Below are 21310 nucleotides of genomic sequence, written 5' to 3'. Positions count from 1 at the left end.
TGAAACTAAAATCCGCATGAGACCATAGGGAGGACATCATGCAATCCACACTGAAAGCGTCCGTTGCGACGCTGGCCTGTGCCGCCGTTCTGGCCGGGCCAGCCCTTGCCGAGGATCTGAGCGGCAAGCTCGTGATCTTCTCGGACATGCACGATCCGGCCCCGCGGGCGACGATGGAAAAGCTTGCCGCCGATTTCGACGCGATGCATCCGGATCTCGAGGTCGATCTGACGATCATCAACCGCGAAGAGTACAAGACGCAGATCCGCAACTTCCTGACCGCGAACCCGCCCGATGTGGCGAACTGGTATGCGGGCAACCGGATGTTGCCTTATGTGAATGCGGGCCTGTTCGAGGACGTTTCGGATGTCTGGGATGCGGAGCTTTCGGCCAATCTGGCCTCGACGAAGCTCGCGATGACCATCGACGACAAGCAGTGGGGCGTGCCCTATACCTACTACCAGTGGGGTGTCTATTACCGCGAGGACATCTTTAACGAGCTCGGCCTGAGCGAGCCCGACACCTGGGAAGAGTTCAAGGCGAACTGCCAGGCCATTCTGGATTCCGGACTGAAGTGCTATTCCATCGGCACCAAGTGGCTGTGGACCGCGGCGGGCTGGTTCGACTACCTGAACCTGCGCCAGAACGGGTACGAGTTCCACATGGCCCTGACCAATGGCGAGATCGAGTGGACCGATGATCGTGTCAAAGACGTTTTCGCGCGCTGGCGCGAGCTGATCGACATGGGCGCGTTCATCGACAACCACACCGCCTATAGCTGGCAGGAATCCGTGCCGTTCTTCACCCAGGGTGATGCGGCAATGATGGTGAAAGGCAACTTCGCCGTCGATCTCTACCGGAAGGGTGGCCTGACCGACGATCAGATCGGCTTCCACCAGTTCCCGGAGATCACACCCGGCATTCCCATGGCCGAAGAAGCCCCCACGGATACGTTCCACATTCCCTCAGCCGCGCAAAACAAGGTCGCCGCGAAGGCGTTCCTGAAGTTTGTCACCGAGGCGGGGCAGCAGACAGAAGCGAACATCACGCTGGGTCAGCTGCCGGTGAACCGGAACTCCTCCGTATCCGATGACGAATTCATCGTCGAAGGGTTCGAGCTACTGAACAACGCCTATGCGCTGGCGCAGTTCTTTGACCGGGACGCCCCGGCCGAGATGGCCAAGGTCGCCATGGAAGGCATGCAGGAATTCATGGTCAAGCCGGACGAGATCGACCGGATCCTGAGCCGGCTCGAGCGCGCGCGCAAGCGGATCTACTAAGCGGATCCCGAGCGCCGTCGGGGAACCCCGACGGCGCGGACGCACCCCGGACCCACGGGGACACTAAGACCGGCGCGGTCGGGATGTGCCGGCCCCGCCTCACCGGCCCGCCCCCGGAACACAGGGCAGTATCAGGGCCGCGACATCGGCCCGTACCGGGCCGACGCCACCGCGCAGAACCGCCATCGCCCCCGGCCCGCGCCGGTCCGTGGTTTCAGGAAAGGAGACCTCAATGCCCGCAGAATTGAGCCGTCTTCGCGGCACGCCGCATCGTTGCGCATGCAGATTTGAACCCCGAATGATGACGGACCGGACCCGGACCGGGTCCGCCCCCCTTGCCCCAGAAACGAGCGTTTAGCCATGTCCGAGACAGCCCTTTCCGATGTTCGTGCCGTCAATGGCGGCGGCTCCTGGTTTCACCGCAACCAGTTCGCGCTGACCCCTTGGCTGTTCCTTGCGCCGGGGATCCTGTTCTTCGCGCTCTATGTGATCTTCCCGATCTTCCAGTCCTTCAATGTCTCACTCTATGAATGGGACGGGCTGGGGCAGCCGGAATATGTCGGGCTGCGCAACTACGAGGATCTCTACTGGGAGTTCGTGGATCGCGACGCGTTCTTCACCTCGCTGAAGAACAATGTGATCTGGTTGGTGCTCTACCTGCTGGCGATCCCCGGCGGGCTGTTCATCGCGCTGTTTCTGAACCAGACGGTCACTGGCATCCGCTTCTACAAATCGATGTTCTTCTTTCCCTTCGTCATCAGCCAGGTGGTCGTCGGCCTTGTCTTCACATGGTTCTACGACCCGACCTTCGGGTTGCTGAACACGTTGCTGGGTTCGGTCGGGATCGCGCCGATCAACGTGCTGGGGGATGAGCGCTACGTGACCTACGGCATCATCGCAGCGGGGCTCTGGCCGCAGACGGCCTATTGCATGATCCTCTACCTGACGGGCCTCAACGCCGTGGACCCCGAGCAGATCGAGGCAGGCCGCCTCGACGGGGCCAAGCGTTGGAAGATGCTGTGGTACATCATCATCCCGCAGCTGCGCCCGGCGACCTTCATCGCCTTCGTGGTGACGATCATCGGCGCCCTGCGGTCCTTCGACATGATCTCGGTGATGACTGCGGGCGGGCCCTTCGGGTCAAGCCGGGTGCTGGCCTATTACATGTTCGAAGTCGCGCTCAGCGAATATGGCTTCCGCATGGGATATGGCGCGGCCATCGCGGTGGTGCTCTTTGCCATCATGCTCTGCTTCATCGCCTATTTCCTCTACTCCATGTACCGCGAAGAGAAGGCACGGTGATGCAGACCACCTCCCTTCTCCGCGACAGCGTGGATACGATCTGCGCGCGTCTGCCCGGGGCCGAGCTGGCCCTGTCCGAGGACGAAATCCCCTCCTGGAAGGTGGGTGGCAAGATGTTCGCCTGCTTTGGCCACAAGTACCCGGGCGTGGCGGTCAAATGCGACGCGGTAGAGACCGCGTCCATGCTGATCGAGGCCGGGGTCGCCGAGCGCGCCCCCTACTTCCACAAAAGCTGGGTACGACTGCCGGAGGATGCCGCCCCGGAGGAGATCATCCACCGCGTCACGACCTCCTATGATCTGATCCGCGCCAAGCTGCCCAAGGCCCTGCGCGACGGCCTGCCCCCCCGGAAAGGAGCCTGAGATGTTTCCAGCCCCCATCGAGACGGCCCCCCGGGGTCAGCAAATCGCCTACAAAACGCTGCTGCCGGTCGCGTTGATCTTCTGGCTTTTGCCGCTGATCGCCGTAGCGGTCTTCTCCATCAAGCCGGCAGGGGATTTCGCCACGGGCAATTACTGGACCTGGCCCTCCTCGATCAGCTTCGTGGAAAACTACAGCCGGGTCTTTCTGGAATCGGACATGCCCCGCTACCTGATCAACTCAGTGTTGATCACGGTGCCCACGGTGATCGGCGCGGTGGCTCTGTCCTGCATGACGGGCTTTGCCCTCGGCATCTACAAGTTCAAGGCAAACCTGTGGATCTTTTTCATGTTCGTGGCGGGCAATTTCGTCCCCTTCCAGATCCTGATGGTGCCTGTGCGCGACCTGACGCTGGATCTGGGGCTCTATAATACCAAGACCGGGCTCGTGCTCTTTCACATCGCGTTCCAGACCGGGTTCTGCACGCTCTTCATGCGCAACTTCATCCGGGCCCTGCCCTTCGAGCTGATCGAGGCTGCGCGGGTCGAGGGGATCGCCGAGTGGCGGATCTTCTGGTTCGTGGTGCTGCCGCTGATGAAGCCCGCGATTGCGGCGCTCTCGGTGCTGATCTTCACCTTCATCTGGAACGACTATTTCTGGGCCGTGGTGCTGACCCAAGGAGTCGATGCACAGCCAGTCACCGCCGGGATCACCTCCTTTAACGGGCAGTACACGGCCGCCTATCATATGATGAGCGCAGGCAGCATCATCGCCGCCCTGCCGCCAGTGGCCATGTTCTTCCTGATGCAGAAACACTTCATCGCTGGTCTCACTCTTGGAGCTGTGAAATGACCAAAATCGCCTTTGTCGGGGCAGGCTCGACAATCTTCATGAAAAACATCCTCGGGGATGCACTGCATTTCGAGGCTTTGCGGGATGGCCATTTCGCGCTGATGGATATCGACGCGACGCGGCTGGCCGAGAGCGAGCTGGTGGCGCGGGCGATGATCCGCACCATGGGCACGGGCGCGACCGTGAGCACCCATACGGATCGCCGTGCCGCATTGGAGGGGGCCGATTTCGTGGTCACCGCTTTTCAGATCGGCGGGTATGAGCCCTGCACCGTGACGGATTTCGAGATCCCCAAAGCCTACGGTCTGCGCCAGACCATCGGCGATACGCTGGGGATCGGCGGGATCATGCGAGGGTTGCGCACGGTGCCCCATCTCTGGGCCGTGGCCGAGGATATGGCGCAGGTCTGCCCGGATGCGGTGATGCTGCAATATGTGAACCCCATGGCGATCAACACCTGGGCCCTGGCGGAACGCTACCCCCACGTGCGGACCGTGGGCTTGTGCCATTCGGTACAGAACACGGTGCAGGAGCTGGCCCATGATCTGGACCTGCCGCAGGACGAGATCCGCTACCGCGTCGCCGGGGTGAACCATGTGGCATTCTTCCTCGAGCTGACCCATCGGGGCCGCGACCTCTATCCTGCGTTGCGGGCGGGGTATGCGGGGGGGGCGCTGCCCAAACCGCCGCTTCTGATGCCGCGCTGCGCGAACAACGTGCGCTATGAGGTGATGGATCATCTGGGCTATTTCTGCACCGAAAGCTCCGAGCATTTTGCCGAATACGTGCCCTGGTTCATCAAGGCGGGGCGCGAGGATCTGATTGCGCAGTTCGCCGTGCCGCTGGATGAGTATCCGACCCGCTGCGTCGAGCAGATCGCAGACTGGCGTGCCCAGGCCGCCGGGCTGACGGGGGCAGCAGCGATCCCGGTGGAGAAAAGCCACGAATTCGCCGCCGAGATCATGAACGCCATGGTCACGGACCAGCCCTACCGGATCTATGGCAACCTGCAGAACACAGGCCAGACCCCGCAACTGCCCCTCGGGGCGGTGGTGGAAACCCCGTGTCTGGTGGACAGCAACGGAGTGCAGCCAAGCACGGTGACGGATATCCCGCCGCAGCTGGTGGCGTTGATGCGGACCCAGATCAATGTGCAGGAACTGGTGGTGCACGCGTTGCTGGATGAGACACCCGAGCATATCTACCATGCCGCGATGATGGATCCGCACACCGCCGCGGAACTGGACTTGCGCCAGATCCGCAACCTTGTCACGGATCTGCTTGCCGCCCATGGCAGCTGGATCCCCGACTGGGCCCGCCCGAAGAAAGCCGCATGATGACCAATCATTTCCTCACGTGGCGCGGTGCACATGTGCACCGCGCAGGACGCTCTGGGTGCCCTTGCGAGACGCTCAGCATCCCGCAGGCAACGCACAGCTGCGCGGGTCCGCGCGGTGCATATATGCACCGCGCACGGGGGTGCCCATGACCACTGATCGCCGCAACCGTGCCTGGTATGGGAAGCTCGACAAGGACGGGTTCATTCACCGCTCCTGGATGAAGAACCAGGGCTTTCCGGACCATGTCTTCGATGGCCGCCCGGTCATCGGGATCTGCAACACATGGTCCGAGCTGACACCGTGCAATCACGGCCTGCGCACCCTCGCCGAAGGCGTCAAGCGCGGCGTGTGGGAAGCGGGCGGCTTCCCGGTCGAGTTCCCGGTGATGTCGCTGGGCGAGACCCAGATGAAGCCCACCGCCATGCTGTTCCGCAACCTGCTGGCCATGGATGTAGAGGAATCCATCCGCGCCTATGGCATGGACGGCGTCGTTCTGCTGGGCGGCTGTGACAAGACCACCCCGGGCCAGCTCATGGGCGCGGCCTCGGTCGACCTGCCCTCCATCGTCGTCTCTGCCGGGCCGATGCTGAACGGCAAGTATCGCGGGCAGGATATCGGATCGGGCACGGATGTCTGGAAGTTCTCCGAGGCTGTGCGCGCGGGCGAGATGACACTGGCCGATTTCATGAATGCCGAAGCCGGCATGTCCCGCTCCGCCGGGGTTTGCATGACCATGGGCACCGCCTCCACCATGGCTTCGCTGGTCGAGGCAATGGGCCTGTCCCTGCCCACCAATGCCGCCCTTCCGGCCGTGGATGCGCGACGCATGGCCCTCGCGCATCTGACCGGCAAACGCATCGTCGAGATGGTCGAGGAAGACCTGCGCCCCAGCGCGATCCTGACCAAGGAGGCCTTCGAAAACGCGATCCTCGCCAATGCCGCCGTGGGTGGCTCGACCAATGCGGTCGTCCACCTTCTGGCGCTGGCGGGCCGCGCCAATGTCGATCTCAGCCTCAAGGATTTCGAGATCGGCGGCGAGATCCCCCTGCTGGTGAACTGCATGCCCTCGGGCCAGTACCTGATGGAGGATTTCGCCTATGCGGGCGGCGTGCCCGTGGTCCTGTCGGAGCTCAAGGACCATCTGCGTCCCGCTACCACCGTGCTGGGCAAGGATATCTCCGCCTATGCGGAGGGAGCAGAGTGTTTCAACAGCGATGTCATCCGGTCGATGGAGGCCCCTGTGAAACCCGCAGCCGGGCTCCGGGTTCTGACCGGATCGCTCGCCCCTGACGGGGCGATCGTGAAACCCTCGGCGGCCACGGATGCCCTACTCGAACATGAGGGGGAGGCCTTCGTGTTTGAGAACATCGAGGACATGAAAGCCAATATCGACCGCGACGACCTGCCGGTGACGTCTGAGACGATCCTTGTGCTCAAGGGCTGCGGCCCCAAGGGCTATCCGGGCATGCCGGAGGTGGGGAATATGCCGATCCCGGCCAAGCTCGTCCGCGAAGGCGTGCGCGACATGATCCGCGTCTCAGACGCGCGCATGTCGGGCACCGCCTATGGTACCGTGATCCTCCATGTGGCGCCCGAGGCGCAGGCGGGTGGACCGCTGGCCCTCGTGAAGACCGGCGACCGGATCCGCATCTCGGCCAAGGACGGGGTGCTTGACCTGCTGGTGGAGGATGCCGAGCTTGCCGCGCGCCGCGCAGCTTGGACCCCCGACCCGCCCCATTACACGCGCGGCTATGCCAAGCTCTATGTGGATCACGTGCTGCAGGCCAATCAGGGCGCGGATCTGGATTTTCTGGTGGGTCAGGACACCCGCCCTGTGACACGAGAAAGCCACTGATGACTGCGAGCTATTCCGACCTCGACGGCGCGTCCGTCTTCATCACCGGCGGCGGCTCCGGCATTGGTGCTGCGCTGACCGATGGGTTCATGGCCCAGGGCGCGCAGGTGGCCTTCATCGGTCGCTCCGATGCCAGCGATTTCGTCGCCGAGATGACCGCGAAACACGGGCGCGCACCGCTCTTCATTCAAGGCGACATCACCGATACGGAAGGCCTGCGCGCCGCCATCTCCCGGTCGGCGGAGGCCCATGGCCCCATCACCGCCCTCGTGAACAACGCCGCCAATGACAAACGCCACAGCACCGCAGAGGTTACGCCCGAGTTCTGGGACTGGATGATGTCGGTGAACCTCAAGGCGTATTTCTTCGCCGCTCAGGCCGTGGCACCGGGCATGGCGGCGGCGGGCGGCGGGGCCATCGTGAATTTCAGCTCGATCAGCTACATGATGGGGAATGCGGGCTACCCGGCCTACACCACAGCCAATGCCGGTATCACCGGCCTCTCGCGCAGCCTTGCGCGCGAGTTCGGGCCGGACAGGATCCGGGTCAACGCCCTCGCCCCGGGCTGGGTCCTGACCCGGAAACAGCTCGACATGTGGGCCACGCCTGAGGATCTGGAGGCGCATCTGTCCCGCGCCTGCCTCAAGGAGCATCTCGCCCCCGAGGATATCGTCGGCGCGACCCTGTTTCTTGCCTCGGCCAGCAGCCGTATGATGACCGGACAATGCATGGTCGTGGATGGTGGCGTGGTGGTGACAGGATGAACGAAACCGGCTGGATCGCAGTAGACTGGGGCACCTCGCATCTGCGGGCCTGGCGCATGGCCGGGGAGACGGTCCGGGCCGAGGCGCATTCGGATGCGGGCATGGGCACGCTGAATCGCGCCGGATTCGAGCCCGCCTTGCTGGCGTTGATTGGCGACTGGCTGGAGGGGCCCACGGATGTGCTGGCCTGTGGCATGGTTGGCTCCCGTCAGGGCTGGGTCGAAGCGCCCTATGCGGCGGTGCCCTGCGCCCCGCTGGGCCCCGCCCCCGTGCGCGCCGCCTGTGCCGACCCGCGGCTGCGGGTCCATGTGATCCCGGGGCTCAAGCAACCCAAGCCTGCGGATGTCATGCGCGGGGAAGAGACCCAGATTGCCGGGTTTCTTGCCCGCAACCCGGGCTGGGACGGGGTGATCTGCCTGCCGGGCACCCATACGAAATGGGCCCATATCAGCGCGGGCGAGGTCGTCAGCTTCCAGACCTTCATGACCGGCGAGCTCTATTTCACCCTCGCACGCCATTCGGTGCTGCGCCATTCGCTCGCGGATGCCGGCTGGGATGCAGAGGCCTTTGCCGAAGGGCTCAGCGATGGCATGGCCCGGCCCGAACGGATCGCGGCGCGGCTCTTTGGCCTGCGCGCCACGGACTTGCTTGAAGGCAGCGCGCCGGATGCGACGCGCGCCCGGCTCTCGGGCCTCCTGATCGGGGCGGAGCTTGTCGCCGCCCGCCCCTATTGGCTGGGCCAGCAGGTGGCGCTGATCGGCGCGCCCAAGGTCACCGCCCCCTACCAGACTGCACTTGACGCGCAGGCCGTGCCCGCCCGGATCGCCGATGGCGCCGAGATGGTGCGCGCCGGGCTCGCCAGCGCCTATGCCAGCTTGAGAGAAACCGCATGAGCAGACCCCTGATCGCCATTTTGCGCGGCGTTACTCCGCCCGAAGCCGTGCCCGTGGCGACGCGTCTCGTCAGCGCCGGGATCGACCGGATCGAAGTGCCGCTGAACTCGCCGGACGCGCTGGACAGCATCGCGGCCATGGTCGAGGCCCTGGGCGACAGCGCGCTGATCGGGGCGGGCACGGTCCTGACCCGGGACGAGGTGCGCGATGTGAAGGCCGCGGGCGGACAGATCATCGTCTCGCCCAACGCCGACACAGACGTCATCCGCGAGACCCGCGCGCAGAATATGCTGAGCTTTCCGGGCGTGTTCAGCCCGACCGAGTGCTTTGCGGCGCTCGGGGCCGGGGCCACGGGGCTGAAGCTCTTCCCGGCCTCGGTGGGTGGGCTTGGGCTTTTGAAGGCGCTGGTGCCCGTTTTGCCGAAGGGCACGGACATCTATGCCGTGGGTGGGATCGACGGGCCGGATTTCGCGGCCTGGCTCGCGGCGGGCGCCAAGGGGTTCGGTCTGGGCAGCTCGCTCTATGCGCCCGGCGACACGGATGAACAGGTCTACCTCAAGGCGCTCAGCATCGTGCGCTATTACGGGGCGGCCATCTCGTGATCGCGGCGCTCTATGATGACCGGCCCTGCGCGCTTGGCGAGGGACCGCTCTGGCACCCCGAACGCCAGCAGCTTTTCTGGTTCGACATCACCGGGCAGCGGATGCTGTCGCGGGATGCCGACGGGCCTTTGGAATGGGCGTTCGACGAGATGGTTTCAGCGGCGGGTTGGGTGGATCGCGATACGTTGCTCATCGCGTCGGAAACCGCGCTGGTGACCTTCGATCTGATCGAGGGCGAGAGCCAGTTCCTCGCCCCGCTGGAGGCGGACAGTCCCGCAACACGGTCCAATGACGGGCGCGCTGACCCCTGGGGCGGGTTCTGGATCGGGACCATGGGCAAGGCGGCAGAGCCCGGTGCCGGAGCAATCTATCGCTTCCACGATGGCGCCTTGCGGCGGGTTGTGCCGGGTATCACGATCTCCAACGCGATCTGTTTCGACCGGGACAGGGCCTGCGCCTATTACACGGACACACCGACACGGCAGGTGATGCGCCTGCCCGTTGATGCAGAGGGCTGGCCCGATGGCCCGGCAGAGGTGGCGGTCGATCTGCGCACCGAAGGGCTGAACCCGGACGGTGCTGTGACCGATAAGGAGGGCAATCTGTGGATTGCCCAATGGGGGGCATCCCGCGTGGCCTGCTACAGCCCCGAGGGCGCGTTTCTTCGGGCCGTGGACTGCGCCGGGCAGCATGCCTCCTGCCCTGCCTTTGGCGGGGCCGGACTGGATCAGCTCTTTATCACCACGGCGCGTGAGGGGCTCAGGGCCGAAGAGATTGCCGAGGCCCCCGAAAACGGCTGCGTCTTCACCGCCCATGGGGTCGCCCAAGGGCGCCCGGAACCACGGGTGATCCTGTGAGCCGCAAGCTGGGGGTGTGCTACTACCCTGAGCACTGGCCCGAGGATCAATGGCCGCGCGATGCAGCGCGGATGAAAGCGGCGGGGCTGACCCTTGTCCGGATTGGCGAGTTCGCCTGGTCCCGGCTGGAGCCCTCCCCCGGGGATCTGCAGTTCGACTGGCTGGACCGCGCGGTTGCGGTGCTGGCCGAGGCCGGGCTCGAGGTGGTGATGGGCACCCCCACGGCCACCCCGCCCCGCTGGATGCTGGACAAGCATCCGGACATGCTGGCCCATGATGCCGAGGGCCGCCCGCGCGGGTTCGGATCGCGGCGGCATTACTGTTTCGCCCATCTCGGCTACCGGGCCGAGGCGGCGCGGATCGCCCGTATCATGGGCGAACGCTATGGCCGCGACCCGCGTGTGGTGGCCTGGCAGATCGACAATGAATACGGCTGTCACGACACCACGCTCAGCTACTCACCCGCCGCGCGGGACGGGTTCCGCGACTGGCTGGCGCAGCGCTATCAATCAACAGAGGCGCTGAACCGGGCCTGGGGCAATGTGTTCTGGTCCATGGACTATGACAGCTTCGACCAAATCGAGTTGCCGAACCTGACCGTGACCGAGCCGAACCCCTCTCACGCCATGGCGTTCCGTCGTTTTGCCTCGGACATGGTCGTGGCCTTCAACCGCGCGCAGGTCGAGGCCCTGCGCACGCTCACGGATGCGCCGCTGATCCACAACTATATGGGCCGGGTCACCGAGTTCGATCACCATGACCTTGGCGCGGATCTGGAGATCGCGAGCTGGGACAGCTATCCGATGGGCTTCCTGATGGACCGCGTTGAAGGCGATGCGGCCCATAAGGCGACCTATCTTCGCCAGGGGGATCCGGATTTTCAGGCCTTCCACCACGACCTCTATCGCGGGGTCGGGCAGGACGGACGCTGGTGGATCATGGAACAACAGCCCGGCCCGGTGAACTGGGCCCCGTGGAACCCCGCTCCTCTGCCCGGGATGGTGCGGCTCTGGTCCCACGAAGCCTTTGCCCATGGGGCCGAGGCCGTGTGCTATTTCCGCTGGCGGCAGGCCCCCTTCGCGCAGGAGCAGATGCATGCGGGCCTTCTGCGCGCCGATGATGCCGAGGCCCTGGGCCTCGTTGAGGCGCGTCAGGTGGCCGAGGAGATCGCCGCCCTGCCCGAGGCGCGGATGTCGCGCGCGCCCGTGGCACTGGTCTTTAACTACCCGTCCCAATGGGCCTGGGAGGTGCAACCCCAGGGCGCAGATTTCGATTATTTCTCGCTGTGTTTCGAGATGTATCGGGGCTTGCGGAAACTGGGCCTGTCCGTGGATATCCTGCCCGCGGATCCGGCGCGCCTGTCGGGCTATGACCTGATCCTCGTCCCGGGCCTGCTCAACCTCAGCGCCGAGATGACGGCCTTTCTCGCCGAGACCCCGGCACAGGTGCTGGTCGGCCCACGCGCAGGCTCCAAAACGCCGGAGCTGACCATGGCGCTGCCGCTCGGCCCCGGCCTGAACGGGCTGGAGGCGACCGTGACCCATGTGGAAAGCCTGCCCCCCGGCGCGGGGCGTGCTCTGACCGGGGGCGGTCAGGCCGAACGCTGGATCGAGGCGATCGAAAGCCCGATCCCGCCCCGGATCACGACCGAGGACGGCGCGCCGGTGCTGCTGAGCGCGGATCGCCAGAGCTATCTGGCCGCCTGGCCGGACCCGGAGGCCCTCTCCCGGATCCTGCGAGATCTTTGTGCACAGGCAGGCATCAATACCACCGAAATGCCCGAAGGCGTGCGACAGCGCGCGATGGGACCCCACCGGCTGGTGGTAAATTATTCCCCCGAAACCCGTATTTTCGAAGACGACCACTTGCCCCCGGCGGGCCTGCTGTGGAAATTGGCCTCATGAACAAAAATGTCGCACCCGAGATTCCCACCCCGCGTTTTGACGAGATGCGGCAAACCACCTGTTACATGTGCGCCTGCCGCTGCGGGATCAACGTGCATCTCAAGGACGGAAAGGTCGCCTATATCGAGGGCAACCGCGCCCATCCGGTGAACAAGGGCGTGCTCTGCGCCAAGGGTTCGGCGGGCATCAAGCAGCACACTGCCCCCTCGCGCCTGCGCGCACCGCTGAAACGCGTCGGCCCGCGCGGCTCGGGCCAGTTCGAGGAAATCTCCTGGGAGGAGGCGCTGCAGACCGCCACGGATTGGCTCACCCCCCTGCGCGAGGAGGCCCCGGAGAAGCTTGCCTTCTTCACCGGGCGCGACCAGTCGCAAAGCTTCACCAGCTTCTTTGCGCAAAACTTCGGCACGCCGAATTACGCGGCCCATGGCGGGTTCTGCTCGGTCAACATGGCTGCGGCGGGGATCTACACCATGGGCGGCGCGTTCTGGGAGTTCGGCTCCCCGGATTGGGAGCATACCAAGATGTTCCTGCTGTTCGGGGTGGCCGAGGACCATGACAGCAACCCGATCAAGATCGGGATCGGCAAGCTGAAGGCGCGCGGCGCCAAGGTGATCGGCATCAACCCGATCCGCACAGGCTATAACGCCGTTGCCGATGACTGGTACGGGATCACGCCCGGCACGGATGGCCTGCTGATCCTGTCGCTGATCCACTGCCTGTTGCGCGCGGGGCGGATCGATCTCGACTATCTCGCCGCCTTCACCAACGCCCCTGTGCTGGTGAACGAAGACCCCGCCAGCCCCGAGCATGGACTGCTGCTGCGGGACGAGGACGGCAAGCTCCTGATTCTGGACCGCGCCACTGGCAAGCCCGTCCCCTTCGACACAAAAGGCGTGCAACCGGACCTCGCTGGCTCGCACCGTCATGCCGGGGTCAGCCACCGCCCGGTGATCCAGCATATCGCCGAGAAATATCTCAGCGAAGACTACGCCCCCGAGGCCGTGGCCGAGCGCTGCGGGATCTCTGCCGACCGGATCCGGGGCCTGGCCGCCGAACTGGCGCGCACCGCCTTTGACGAGGCGTTTGAGCTCGACATCCCCTGGACCGATTTCCGCGGAAACAGACATGCCAAGATGCAAGGCCGCCCGGTGGCCATGCATTCCATGCGCGGCATCTCCGCCCATGGCAACGGCTTCCAGACCGCCCGGGCGCTGCACCTCTTGCAGATCCTGCTCGGCACGGTGGAGGTCCCCGGCGGCTTCCGCTTCAAACCGCCCTACCCCAAACCGCCCGAGGCGCATCCCAAACCCCATTGCAAGGTGACCCCCGGCGCGCCGCTCGATGGTCCGCATCTGGGCTTCGTGCACGGGCCCGACGACCTCTGCCTGAAACCCGATGGCAGCCCGGCACGGATCGACAAAGCGTTCTCCTGGGACAACCCGATGTCGGCGCACGGGCTGATGCATATGGTGATCTCGAACGCCCATGCGGGGGATCCCTACAAGGTCGACACGCTCTTCATGTACATGGCGAACATGGCGTGGAATTCGTCCATGAACACCGCCGAGACCATGGCGATGCTCACCGATACGGATGAGAATGGCGACTACAAGATCCCGCATATCATCTATGCGGACAGCTACGATTCCGAAATGGTCTCCTACGCGGACCTGATCTTCCCGGACACGACCTATCTCGAACGGCATGACTGCATCTCGCTGCTCGACCGCCCGATCTGCGAACCCGACGCGGTGGCCGATGCGATCCGCTGGCCCGTGGTGGAGCCCGACCGCGATGTGCGCGGCTTCCAATCCGTGCTGGTGGAGCTTGGCGCACGGCTCTGCCTGCCTGGCTTCGTCGACGGCGATGGCAAGCAGCTCTATGCGGATTATGCCGATTACATGGTGAACCATGAACGCCGCCCGGGCGTCGGCCCGCTCTCGGGTTTTCGCGGCAATGGCGATGCGGAGGGGCGCGGCGCACCGAACCCCGACCAGCTCCAGCGCTATATCGACAATGGCGGCTTCTGGGAGGCCGAGGTCCCCGAAGAGGCCCGCTATTACAAGCCCTGGAACAGCGCCTATCAGGACTGGGCAGTCGAGATGGCCTTTTACGACAAGCCCCAGCCCTATATCTTCAACCTCTGGTCCGAACCCCTGCGCCGGTTCCAGCTGGCCGCCGAAGGCCATGGGGACCGCCAACCCCCGGACCACCTGCGCGCGCAGATCAAAGAGAAACTCTCCCCCCTGCCCATCTGGTACGAGAGCACCGATGCCCGCACGGACGAGTTCCCCCTCCACGCCCTGACCCAGCGCCCCATGGCCATGTACCACTCCTGGGGCTCGCAGAACGCCTGGCTGCGCCAGATCCATGGGGTCAACCCGCTCTACGTCCCCAGCGCCGTCTGGGAGGAGCACGGCTTTGCCGAAGGCGACTGGGCCACCCTGACCTCGCGACACGGCCAGATCACCATCCCGGTGGCCCTGATGGCCGCGCTGAACCCGAAAACCGTCTGGACCTGGAACGCGATCGGCAAACGCAAGGGCGCCTGGGGCCTCGACAAGGACGCGCCCGAAGCCACCAAGGGCTTCCTGCTCAACCACCTGATCTCGGAACTGCTTCCAGCACGCTCGGACGGGATGCGCTGGTCGAACTCCGACCCGGTCACCGGCCAGGCCGCCTGGTTCGACCTGCGGGTCAACATCGCCAAAACCGGCACCCAGCCCGCAAGCCAGCCCAGCTTCCCGCCGCTCGGAGCCCGCTCATGACCCCCAAGCTTAAGTCCCCAAATATCCCGGGGGGTCTGGGGGGCTGGCCCCCCATATCCTGCCGCCAGCCAAGGAGCGCTCCATGACCGAGCTTCCCGCCAGCACCGAAAAGAAGCTCGGCCTCGTCATTGACCTCGATACCTGCGTGGGCTGCCACGCCTGCGTGGTCGCCTGCAAGGGCTGGAACGATCAGGGCTATGGCGCACCGCTCAGCGATCAGGACCCATACGGCGCCGAGCCCACGGGCACCTTCCTCAACCGCGTCCACAGCTACGAGGTCACGCCCGAGGCAGGCCCGGCCCAGCTGATCCACTTCCCGAAATCCTGCCTGCATTGCGAGGATGCGCCCTGCGTGACCGTCTGCCCGACCGGAGCCAGCTACAAACGCGCTGAGGACGGAATCGTGCTGGTCAATGAGGATGCCTGTATCGGCTGCGGGCTTTGCGCATGGGCCTGCCCGTACGGCGCGCGCGAGATGGATGCGGCCGCGGGTGTGATGAAGAAATGCACCCTCTGCGTTGACCGGATCTATAACGAGGCCCTGCCCGAAGAAGACCGCCAGCCCGCTTGCGTCCGCACCTGCCCGGCCGGTGCGCGTCATTTCGGCGATTTGGGCGATCCGGAGAGCGATGTCAGCCGGCTGGTCGCCGAGCGCGGTGGCATGGACCTGATGCCCGAGCAGGGCACCAAGCCCGTCAACAAGTACCTGCCGCCCCGTCCCAAGGATGATGTGCCGGAATTTGACGTGCTCGCCCCCTATCTCGAACCGGTCGCGACCGAGCCCACGGGCTTTCTGGGCTGGCTCGACCGCACTCTGGATCGGATCTGAGCCATGCATCCCGCAAAATCTGTCATTCTCTTCACCTCTCTGTCTGGCATCGGCTTTGGCCTGCTGATCTGGCTCGGGCTCGGCATTCCCAAGGCGGTGGGCTGGGTCGGGTTCGTCTATTACGCGCTTGCCTTCGCGCTGTCAGTGGGCGGGCTGATTGCCTCGACCTTCCATCTGGGCAACCCGCAACGGGCCTGGCGCGCCTTCACCCAGTGGAAAACAAGCTGGCTCAGCCGCGAGGCCGTGCTGGCCGTGGGCGCGCTGACGATCATGGGGCTCCACGCGGCGGCGGCGGTGTTTCTTGGCTACCAGCCTGCCTTTCTCGGGCTGCTCGGCGCGGCGCTTTGTCTGGCGACAGTGCTCGCCACGGCGATGATCTATACCCAGCTCAAAACCGTGCCGCGCTGGAACCAGCCGGCCACGCCGGTCCTCTTCGGGCTGCTGAGTCTCGGGGGCGGGGCGCTTCTGGCCGGGCATATCACCACGGCGCTCTGGCTGCTGGCCGCCATTGGGGCCGTGCAGGTCTGGGCGTGGCTGCACGGCGACAAGGGCTTCTCCGGCGGCGCCACGACCCTGTCCAGCGCCACGGGCCTCGGCACCCAGGTCCGCGCCTTCGAGCCGCCCCATACGGGCGGCAATTACCTGATGCGCGAGATGGTCTATGAGGTCGGTCGCAAGCATGCTCTGAAGCTGCGCGTGATTGCCCTGGGTCTGATGGCGGTGCTGCCGCTGGTGCTCATCCTGCTGAATGACAAGCATCTGGTGGTCGGGCTCGCCGTGATCTCCCATTTCGCCGGGGTTCTGGTGGCGCGCTGGCTCTTTTTTGCCGAAGCCGAGCATGTGGTCGGGCTCTATTACGGACGGGATCAGAACGCCGCCAGCCCGGCCTGAGCCCCAACGGCGTGGCCCGGTCAGGGCCGCGCGCAGACCTCCTTCAACCCGGTATAGAGCGCCCGGAAGCGGGGCAACCGGTCCGCGTGGCGCAGATCGGCGCGCGGTGTGAAGACCGCACCGATCTTGGGCGGGGTCGCCAGATCCGAGAACGCGGTAGCCCCGATGCCCAGTGCCGCGAGCTTGGCCGCCCCCAGGGCCGGGCCCTGATCGGCCCCGGCTGGTCGCCGCAGGGCCACGCCCAGTACATCGGCCAGAGTCTGCAGCACCAGATCACTGCGCGCCCCGCCACCAATGGCCAGCGGCGCGTCCGCGCTCAGCCCGGCCTCGGTCAGCGCGTCCTGCGCATCGGCAAAGCTATAGGCGATGGCGTCGATCACGGCGCGCATCATTTCCCCCGGCCCGGTCCCGTGGCTGAGCCCCTGGAACCCCGCTCGGGCGCTCGGGTCGCCATGGGGCGTCCGCTCGCCGGTCAGGTAAGGCAGGAAAAGCGGTGTGTGGCGCGGATCCGCGGTCTGAGCGGCCGCAAGCAGGTCTGGCAGCTCGCGCCCCAACGCCCGGGCGAGCCAGGCCATGGGGGCCGCCCCGTTGAGCATGGCCGCCATCTGGATGTATCCGCCCGGCAGGCAATGGGCGAAACTGTGCAGCAGGCGTTCCGGGTTCGGCGCGTGCCGATCACTGGCGAGCAAGTACTGACCGGACGTGCCCAGCGAGATCATCGCGCGGCCCGGCTGCACCACGCCCACCCCCACGGCGCCCGCCATGGCATCGCCACCGCCTCGGATGACCGGCAGGCCCGGGCGGAGACCCAGCGCTCTTGCGGCGTCGCGTGACAGCTCTCCGGCGGGTGCGGTGCCCTCGGCCAACTCAGGGACCTGGGCGCGGGTGAGCCCGCTGAAGGCCAGCGCGGCGTCATCCCAGTCCCGTGCCGCCTGATCGAGCCAGAGCGTGCCTGCGGCCTCGGACATCTCGGAGACGAACCCACCATGGAGCCGGTAGCCCAGCCAGTCCTTGGCCTGCAGCACCATCGCGGTCGCGCGATGGGTCTCGGGCTCGGCCCGTGCCAGCCAGGCGAGCTTGGGGGCGGTAAAGCCCGGCATGGGCGGCACTCCGGCCCGAGCGCCAATCCCCGGCAGGGCCTCGGCCATGGCCGCGCTCTCGGTCTCCGCACGGTTGTCATTCCAGAGCATGGCGGGGCGCAGGACCGCCCCGTCGGCGCCAAGACAAACCGCCCCATGCATCTGGCCCGAAAGGCCGATGGCGCTGATCGCGTCCCAGCCCGATTGCCCTTTGAGATCGGCGCAAGCCTGGCAGACCGCGCGCCACCAATCCTCGGGATCCTGCTCGCTGGCCCCGGGCGTCGGTGTGGCCACCTGCAACGGGGCACTGGCCGTTCCGCAGACAGCCTGCCCGTCCCAAATCAGCGCCTTGACCGCCGATGTGCCAATATCGAGACCGAGATACATGGGCTCCTCCCTTTCCGCCGCCGCCAAGCGCGGTCCACATGTGGACCGCGCCGTCGCGCCCCGCCCGCTGCGGTCTCTCTTGGGTACGGGCGCGTGCCCGTTGCCGCAACGAAAAAGGCCCGCGCAGGGCGGGCCTTTTCCAGATCTGATGTCGGCGTCAATCAGTCGATGAGCGGCAGCAGCTTGTCGAAGCTCGCCTTCGCATCGCCGTAGAACATCCGCGTGTTCTCCTTGTAGAAGAGCGGGTTCTCGATGCCCGAATAACCGGTGCCCTGCCCCCGCTTGGAGACGAAGACCTGCTTTGCCTTCCAGCATTCCAGAACCGGCATCCCGGCAATCGGGGAATTCGGATCCTCTTGTGCGGCAGGGTTCACGATGTCATTCGACCCGATCACGATGGCCACATCCGTCTCCGGGAAGTCATCATTGATCTCGTCCATCTCCATCACGATGTCATAGGGCACCTTCGCCTCGGCCAGCAGCACGTTCATGTGCCCGGGCAGACGGCCCGCCACCGGGTGGATCGCAAAGCGCACATCCTTGCCTTGCCCGCGCAGCTTGCGGGTCAGCTCGGCAACGGTCTGCTGCGCTTGCGCAACGGCCATACCGTAGCCGGGGATGATGATGATGCTGTCGGCTTCGTTCAGTGCCGTCGCCACACCATCGGCATCGATCGCCACCTGCTCGCCCTCGACCTCCATCTGCGGGCCACCGGCACCGCCGAAGCCACCGAGGATCACGCTGACAAAGGCCCGGTTCATGGCCTTGCACATGATGTAGGACAGGATCGCACCGGAGGAGCCCACCAGCGCGCCGACCACGATCAGCAGGTCATTGCCCAGCGAGAAGCCGATCGCCGCAGCCGCCCAGCCGGAGTAGCTGTTGAGCATCGAGACCACCACGGGCATGTCCGCGCCGCCGATCCCCATGATCAGGTGATAGCCGATGAAGAGCGCCAGCAGCGTCAGCAGAACCAGCGTCCAGCTGCCTGCGCCACCCAGATACATCGCCGTCAGCACCAGCGAGCCTGCCGCCGCTGCCGCGTTCAGCATATGCCCACCGGGCAGCTGCTTGGCGGCGGAGTTCACCTTGCCCGCCAGTTTGCCATAGGCAATCACGGAGCCGGTGAAGGTCACGGCGCCGATCCAGATGCCGAGCACCAGCTCGACCCGGAGAATGCCGATCTCGACGCCGGATTTCTTGGCGATGAGCTTGCCGAAAGAGGACAGGCCGTCGGTGATCTCCTTGGGCAGACCGATGGCCGTGTAGCCATCCGCACCCACCGCGCCGAGCACCTGGCCATTGGCCTCGTAGATCGCCGCGATGTCATTGATCATCAGGTCGGCGTTGAAGCCCACAAAGACCGCCGCGAGACCAACGAGCGAGTGCATGATCGCCACAAGCTCGGGCATCTGCGTCATCTGCACCTTGGTGGCGAGCTGATAACCGACAGCCGCGCCGAGCGCGATCAGGATGATCGAGGCCCAGGCCAGCCCCTGACCGGGGCCCGTGATCGTCGCCACAACCGCCAGCGCCATGCCCGCGATGCCATACCATACAGCGCGCTTGGCGCTCTCTTGTCCGCTCAGACCACCCAGAGACAGGATGAAAAGAACTGCTGCAACCGCGTAGGCCGCAATCGTAAATCCGAATTCCATAGTCCGGAGCTCCTTAGGATTTCTGGAACATGGCGAGCATGCGCCGTGTCACGAGGAAGCCGCCGAAGATATTCACCGAGGCCATGAAGATGCCCGCCGCGGCGAGCACGGTGATCAGGAGCGAGCTCGATCCGATCTGGATCAGCGCGCCGAGAATGATGATCGACGAAATTGCGTTGGTCACCGCCATCAGGGGCGTGTGCAGCGAGTGTGCCACGTTCCAGATGACCTGGAAGCCGATGAAGACCGACAGGATGAAGACGATGAAATGCTGCATGAAGCTCGCGGGCGCAATCAGGCCCACCCCCAGCAGCAGCGCCGCGCCAACGGCCAGAAGCGTGACCTGGTTCTTGGTCTGCGCCTTGAAGGCCGCGGCCTCCTCGGCCTTGATCTCCTCGGGGGTCTTCTCCTTGGGCTTTTCCTTGGTCTGCGCCGCGATGGCCGCAATTTTCGGCGGGGGCGGCGGGAAGGTGATTTCGCCCGCATGGGTGATGGTCGCCCCGCGGATCACGTCATCGTCCATGTCGTGATTGGTCTGACCGTCCTTCTCAGGGGTCAGATCGGTCATCAGGTGACGAATGTTGGTCGCATAGAGCGTCGAAGACTGCGCCGCCATCCGGCTCGGGAAGTCCGTATAGCCGATGATGGTCACGCCATTATCGGTGACGATCTTCTCGTCCATGACGGTCAGCTTGCAGTTGCCGCCCTTCTCGGCGGCGAGATCGACGATGACCGAGCCAGGCTTCATGCTCTCGACCATGTCCTTGGTCCAGAGCTCGGGCGCTTCGCGGTTCGGGATCAGCGCGGTGGTGATCACGATGTCCATCTCGGGGGCCAGTTCGCGGAACTTGGCGAGCTGGGCCGCCGCGAATTCGGGGCTGGAGACCGAGGCGTATCCGCCCGTGGCCGCGCCATCCTGCTGCTCTTCCTCGAAATCGAGGAAGACGAACTCGGCGCCCATGGATTCAACCTGCTCGGCCACTTCGGGGCGCACGTCGAACGCATAGGTGATCGCACCCAGCGAGGTCGAGGTCCCGATGGCGGCCAGACCGGCCACACCGGCGCCCACAACCAGCACCTTGGCGGGCGGCACTTTACCAGCCGCCGTGATCTGACCCGTGAAGAAGCGACCGAAATTGTTGCCCGCCTCGATCACCGCGCGGTAGCCCGCGATATTGGCCATCGACGACAGCGCATCCATCTTCTGGGCGCGGCTGATGCGCGGGACCATGTCCATGGCAATGACGCTCGCGCCCTTGTCCTTGGCCAGATCCATCAGCGCCTCGTTGGCAGCCGGATAGAAGAAGCTGATCAAGAGCTGGCCCTTGCGCAGACGCTTGGCCTCGGTCTCGCTGGGGGGGCGCACCTTCGCGACGATGTCCACCGCCTTGAACAGCGCGGCGGCGGTCTTGACGACCTCTACCCCATTGGCCTCGTAAAGTGCGTCCGCAAAGCCAGCCGCGTCGCCCGCGCCGGTTTCGATTGCACATTCATATCCGAGTTTCTGCAACTGAAGTGCAGAGTCTGGCGTCATCGCAACTCGTGCTTCGCCAGGAAAGATTTCCTTCGGTGCCCCGATCTTCACGTGTCTTCCTTTCCCGTTTCCACCCAAGCGGGCTTTTCGTTCAAATGGCCTCTTAACACTCGGATTTGATTTGCCGCAACAGGGTGTTAGCGCCACCAGTTCGA

17 protein-coding genes are annotated in these 21310 nt (G+C 65.2%); 14 read left to right on the top strand and 3 right to left on the bottom strand.

Features of this window, described 5'->3' with window-relative positions:
• The first annotated feature begins 38 nt into the window (after positions 1–38).
• From ACP15I_RS06060 to ACP15I_RS05995, 14 genes are all read left to right on the top strand, one after another.
• Positions 39–1280, top strand: coding sequence for an ABC transporter substrate-binding protein (locus ACP15I_RS06060; RefSeq protein ID WP_424974359.1), 1242 nt, complete (start codon positions 39–41; stop codon positions 1278–1280).
• 360 nt (positions 1281–1640) lie between these two features.
• Complete coding sequence (locus tag ACP15I_RS06055; protein WP_424967820.1) at positions 1641–2582, top strand: carbohydrate ABC transporter permease; 942 nt, start codon at positions 1641–1643, stop codon at positions 2580–2582.
• Entirely contained in the window at positions 2582–2944 is a 363-nt protein-coding gene (locus tag ACP15I_RS06050) for an MmcQ/YjbR family DNA-binding protein (protein ID WP_424974358.1), read from the top strand. Before ACP15I_RS06055 ends, ACP15I_RS06050 begins: the two co-directional genes overlap by 1 nt.
• 1 nt (position 2945) lies before the next feature.
• Positions 2946–3794: a carbohydrate ABC transporter permease gene (locus ACP15I_RS06045; RefSeq protein ID WP_424974357.1), complete on the top strand. Its 849-nt coding sequence runs from the start codon at positions 2946–2948 to the stop codon at positions 3792–3794.
• Positions 3791–5131: an alpha-glucosidase/alpha-galactosidase gene (locus ACP15I_RS06040; RefSeq protein WP_424974356.1), complete on the top strand. Its 1341-nt coding sequence runs from the start codon at positions 3791–3793 to the stop codon at positions 5129–5131. Before ACP15I_RS06045 ends, ACP15I_RS06040 begins: the two co-directional genes overlap by 4 nt.
• A gap of 148 nt (positions 5132–5279) precedes the next feature.
• Positions 5280–6989, top strand: a complete 1710-nt coding sequence (locus ACP15I_RS06035) for an IlvD/Edd family dehydratase (protein ID WP_424974355.1) — start codon at positions 5280–5282, stop codon at positions 6987–6989.
• Positions 6989–7753, top strand: coding sequence for an SDR family NAD(P)-dependent oxidoreductase (locus ACP15I_RS06030; RefSeq protein WP_424974354.1), 765 nt, complete (start codon positions 6989–6991; stop codon positions 7751–7753). The genes ACP15I_RS06035 and ACP15I_RS06030 overlap by 1 nt, the downstream gene beginning before the upstream one ends.
• On the top strand, positions 7750–8646 hold the full coding sequence (locus ACP15I_RS06025; protein WP_424974353.1) for a 2-dehydro-3-deoxygalactonokinase: 897 nt from the start codon (positions 7750–7752) through the stop codon (positions 8644–8646). The genes ACP15I_RS06030 and ACP15I_RS06025 overlap by 4 nt, the downstream gene beginning before the upstream one ends.
• Positions 8643–9248 carry a 2-dehydro-3-deoxy-6-phosphogalactonate aldolase gene (locus tag ACP15I_RS06020; protein WP_424974352.1) on the top strand — a complete coding sequence of 202 codons (606 nt, stop codon included), beginning with the start codon at positions 8643–8645 and terminating at the stop codon, positions 9246–9248. The genes ACP15I_RS06025 and ACP15I_RS06020 overlap by 4 nt, the downstream gene beginning before the upstream one ends.
• The gene (locus ACP15I_RS06015; RefSeq protein WP_424974351.1) at positions 9245–10105 is read left to right on the top strand and encodes an SMP-30/gluconolactonase/LRE family protein; all 861 of its coding nucleotides are present in this window, start codon (positions 9245–9247) and stop codon (positions 10103–10105) included. Before ACP15I_RS06020 ends, ACP15I_RS06015 begins: the two co-directional genes overlap by 4 nt.
• Positions 10102–12009, top strand: coding sequence for a beta-galactosidase (locus ACP15I_RS06010; RefSeq protein WP_424974350.1), 1908 nt, complete (start codon positions 10102–10104; stop codon positions 12007–12009). The genes ACP15I_RS06015 and ACP15I_RS06010 overlap by 4 nt, the downstream gene beginning before the upstream one ends.
• Positions 12006–14777: a molybdopterin oxidoreductase family protein gene (locus tag ACP15I_RS06005; RefSeq protein WP_424974349.1), complete on the top strand. Its 2772-nt coding sequence runs from the start codon at positions 12006–12008 to the stop codon at positions 14775–14777. The genes ACP15I_RS06010 and ACP15I_RS06005 overlap by 4 nt, the downstream gene beginning before the upstream one ends.
• 82 nt (positions 14778–14859) lie before the next feature.
• Positions 14860–15606 carry a 4Fe-4S dicluster domain-containing protein gene (locus tag ACP15I_RS06000; RefSeq protein ID WP_424974347.1) on the top strand — a complete coding sequence of 249 codons (747 nt, stop codon included), beginning with the start codon at positions 14860–14862 and terminating at the stop codon, positions 15604–15606.
• 3 nt (positions 15607–15609) lie between these two features.
• Entirely contained in the window at positions 15610–16497 is an 888-nt protein-coding gene (locus ACP15I_RS05995) for a dimethyl sulfoxide reductase anchor subunit family protein (RefSeq protein ID WP_424974345.1), read from the top strand.
• A 20-nt stretch (positions 16498–16517) separates the two neighbouring features.
• Here the strand turns inward: ACP15I_RS05995 and xylB are convergent, their stop codons facing one another.
• From xylB to ACP15I_RS05980, 3 genes are all read right to left on the bottom strand, one after another.
• Positions 16518–17963, bottom strand: coding sequence for a xylulokinase (xylB, locus tag ACP15I_RS05990; RefSeq protein ID WP_424974344.1), 1446 nt, complete (start codon positions 17961–17963; stop codon positions 16518–16520).
• Positions 17964–18124: 161 nt separating this feature from the next.
• Complete coding sequence (locus ACP15I_RS05985; protein WP_424974343.1) at positions 18125–19621, bottom strand: NAD(P)(+) transhydrogenase (Re/Si-specific) subunit beta; 1497 nt, start codon at positions 19619–19621, stop codon at positions 18125–18127.
• Between the two features lie 13 nt (positions 19622–19634).
• Positions 19635–21206: a Re/Si-specific NAD(P)(+) transhydrogenase subunit alpha gene (locus ACP15I_RS05980; protein WP_424967805.1), complete on the bottom strand. Its 1572-nt coding sequence runs from the start codon at positions 21204–21206 to the stop codon at positions 19635–19637.
• Positions 21207–21310 lie beyond the last annotated feature (104 nt).

This window comes from Dinoroseobacter sp. S124A, assembly GCF_049801015.1.
Taxonomy (GTDB): domain Bacteria; phylum Pseudomonadota; class Alphaproteobacteria; order Rhodobacterales; family Rhodobacteraceae; genus Dinoroseobacter.
Note: the sequence above shows the minus strand (reverse complement) of the source record. Positions and strands in the feature narration are given on the sequence as shown.

Bases quoted from the DNA above. Each gene is read 5' to 3' on its own strand.
- ACP15I_RS06060 (WP_424974359.1), top strand. From the start codon at position 39: ATGCAATCCACACTGAAAGCGTCCGTTGCGACGCTGGCCTGTGCCGCC.
- ACP15I_RS06055 (WP_424967820.1), top strand. From the start codon at position 1,641: ATGTCCGAGACAGCCCTTTCCGATGTTCGTGCCGTCAATGGCGGCGGC.
- ACP15I_RS06050 (WP_424974358.1), top strand. From the start codon at position 2,582: ATGCAGACCACCTCCCTTCTCCGCGACAGCGTGGATACGATCTGCGCG.
- ACP15I_RS06045 (WP_424974357.1), top strand. From the start codon at position 2,946: ATGTTTCCAGCCCCCATCGAGACGGCCCCCCGGGGTCAGCAAATCGCC.
- ACP15I_RS06040 (WP_424974356.1), top strand. From the start codon at position 3,791: ATGACCAAAATCGCCTTTGTCGGGGCAGGCTCGACAATCTTCATGAAA.
- ACP15I_RS06035 (WP_424974355.1), top strand. From the start codon at position 5,280: ATGACCACTGATCGCCGCAACCGTGCCTGGTATGGGAAGCTCGACAAG.
- ACP15I_RS06030 (WP_424974354.1), top strand. From the start codon at position 6,989: ATGACTGCGAGCTATTCCGACCTCGACGGCGCGTCCGTCTTCATCACC.
- ACP15I_RS06025 (WP_424974353.1), top strand. From the start codon at position 7,750: ATGAACGAAACCGGCTGGATCGCAGTAGACTGGGGCACCTCGCATCTG.
- ACP15I_RS06020 (WP_424974352.1), top strand. From the start codon at position 8,643: ATGAGCAGACCCCTGATCGCCATTTTGCGCGGCGTTACTCCGCCCGAA.
- ACP15I_RS06005 (WP_424974349.1), top strand. From the start codon at position 12,006: ATGAACAAAAATGTCGCACCCGAGATTCCCACCCCGCGTTTTGACGAG.
- ACP15I_RS06000 (WP_424974347.1), top strand. From the start codon at position 14,860: ATGACCGAGCTTCCCGCCAGCACCGAAAAGAAGCTCGGCCTCGTCATT.
- ACP15I_RS05995 (WP_424974345.1), top strand. From the start codon at position 15,610: ATGCATCCCGCAAAATCTGTCATTCTCTTCACCTCTCTGTCTGGCATC.
- xylB (WP_424974344.1), bottom strand. From the start codon at position 17,963: ATGTATCTCGGTCTCGATATTGGCACATCGGCGGTCAAGGCGCTGATT.
- ACP15I_RS05985 (WP_424974343.1), bottom strand. From the start codon at position 19,621: ATGGAATTCGGATTTACGATTGCGGCCTACGCGGTTGCAGCAGTTCTT.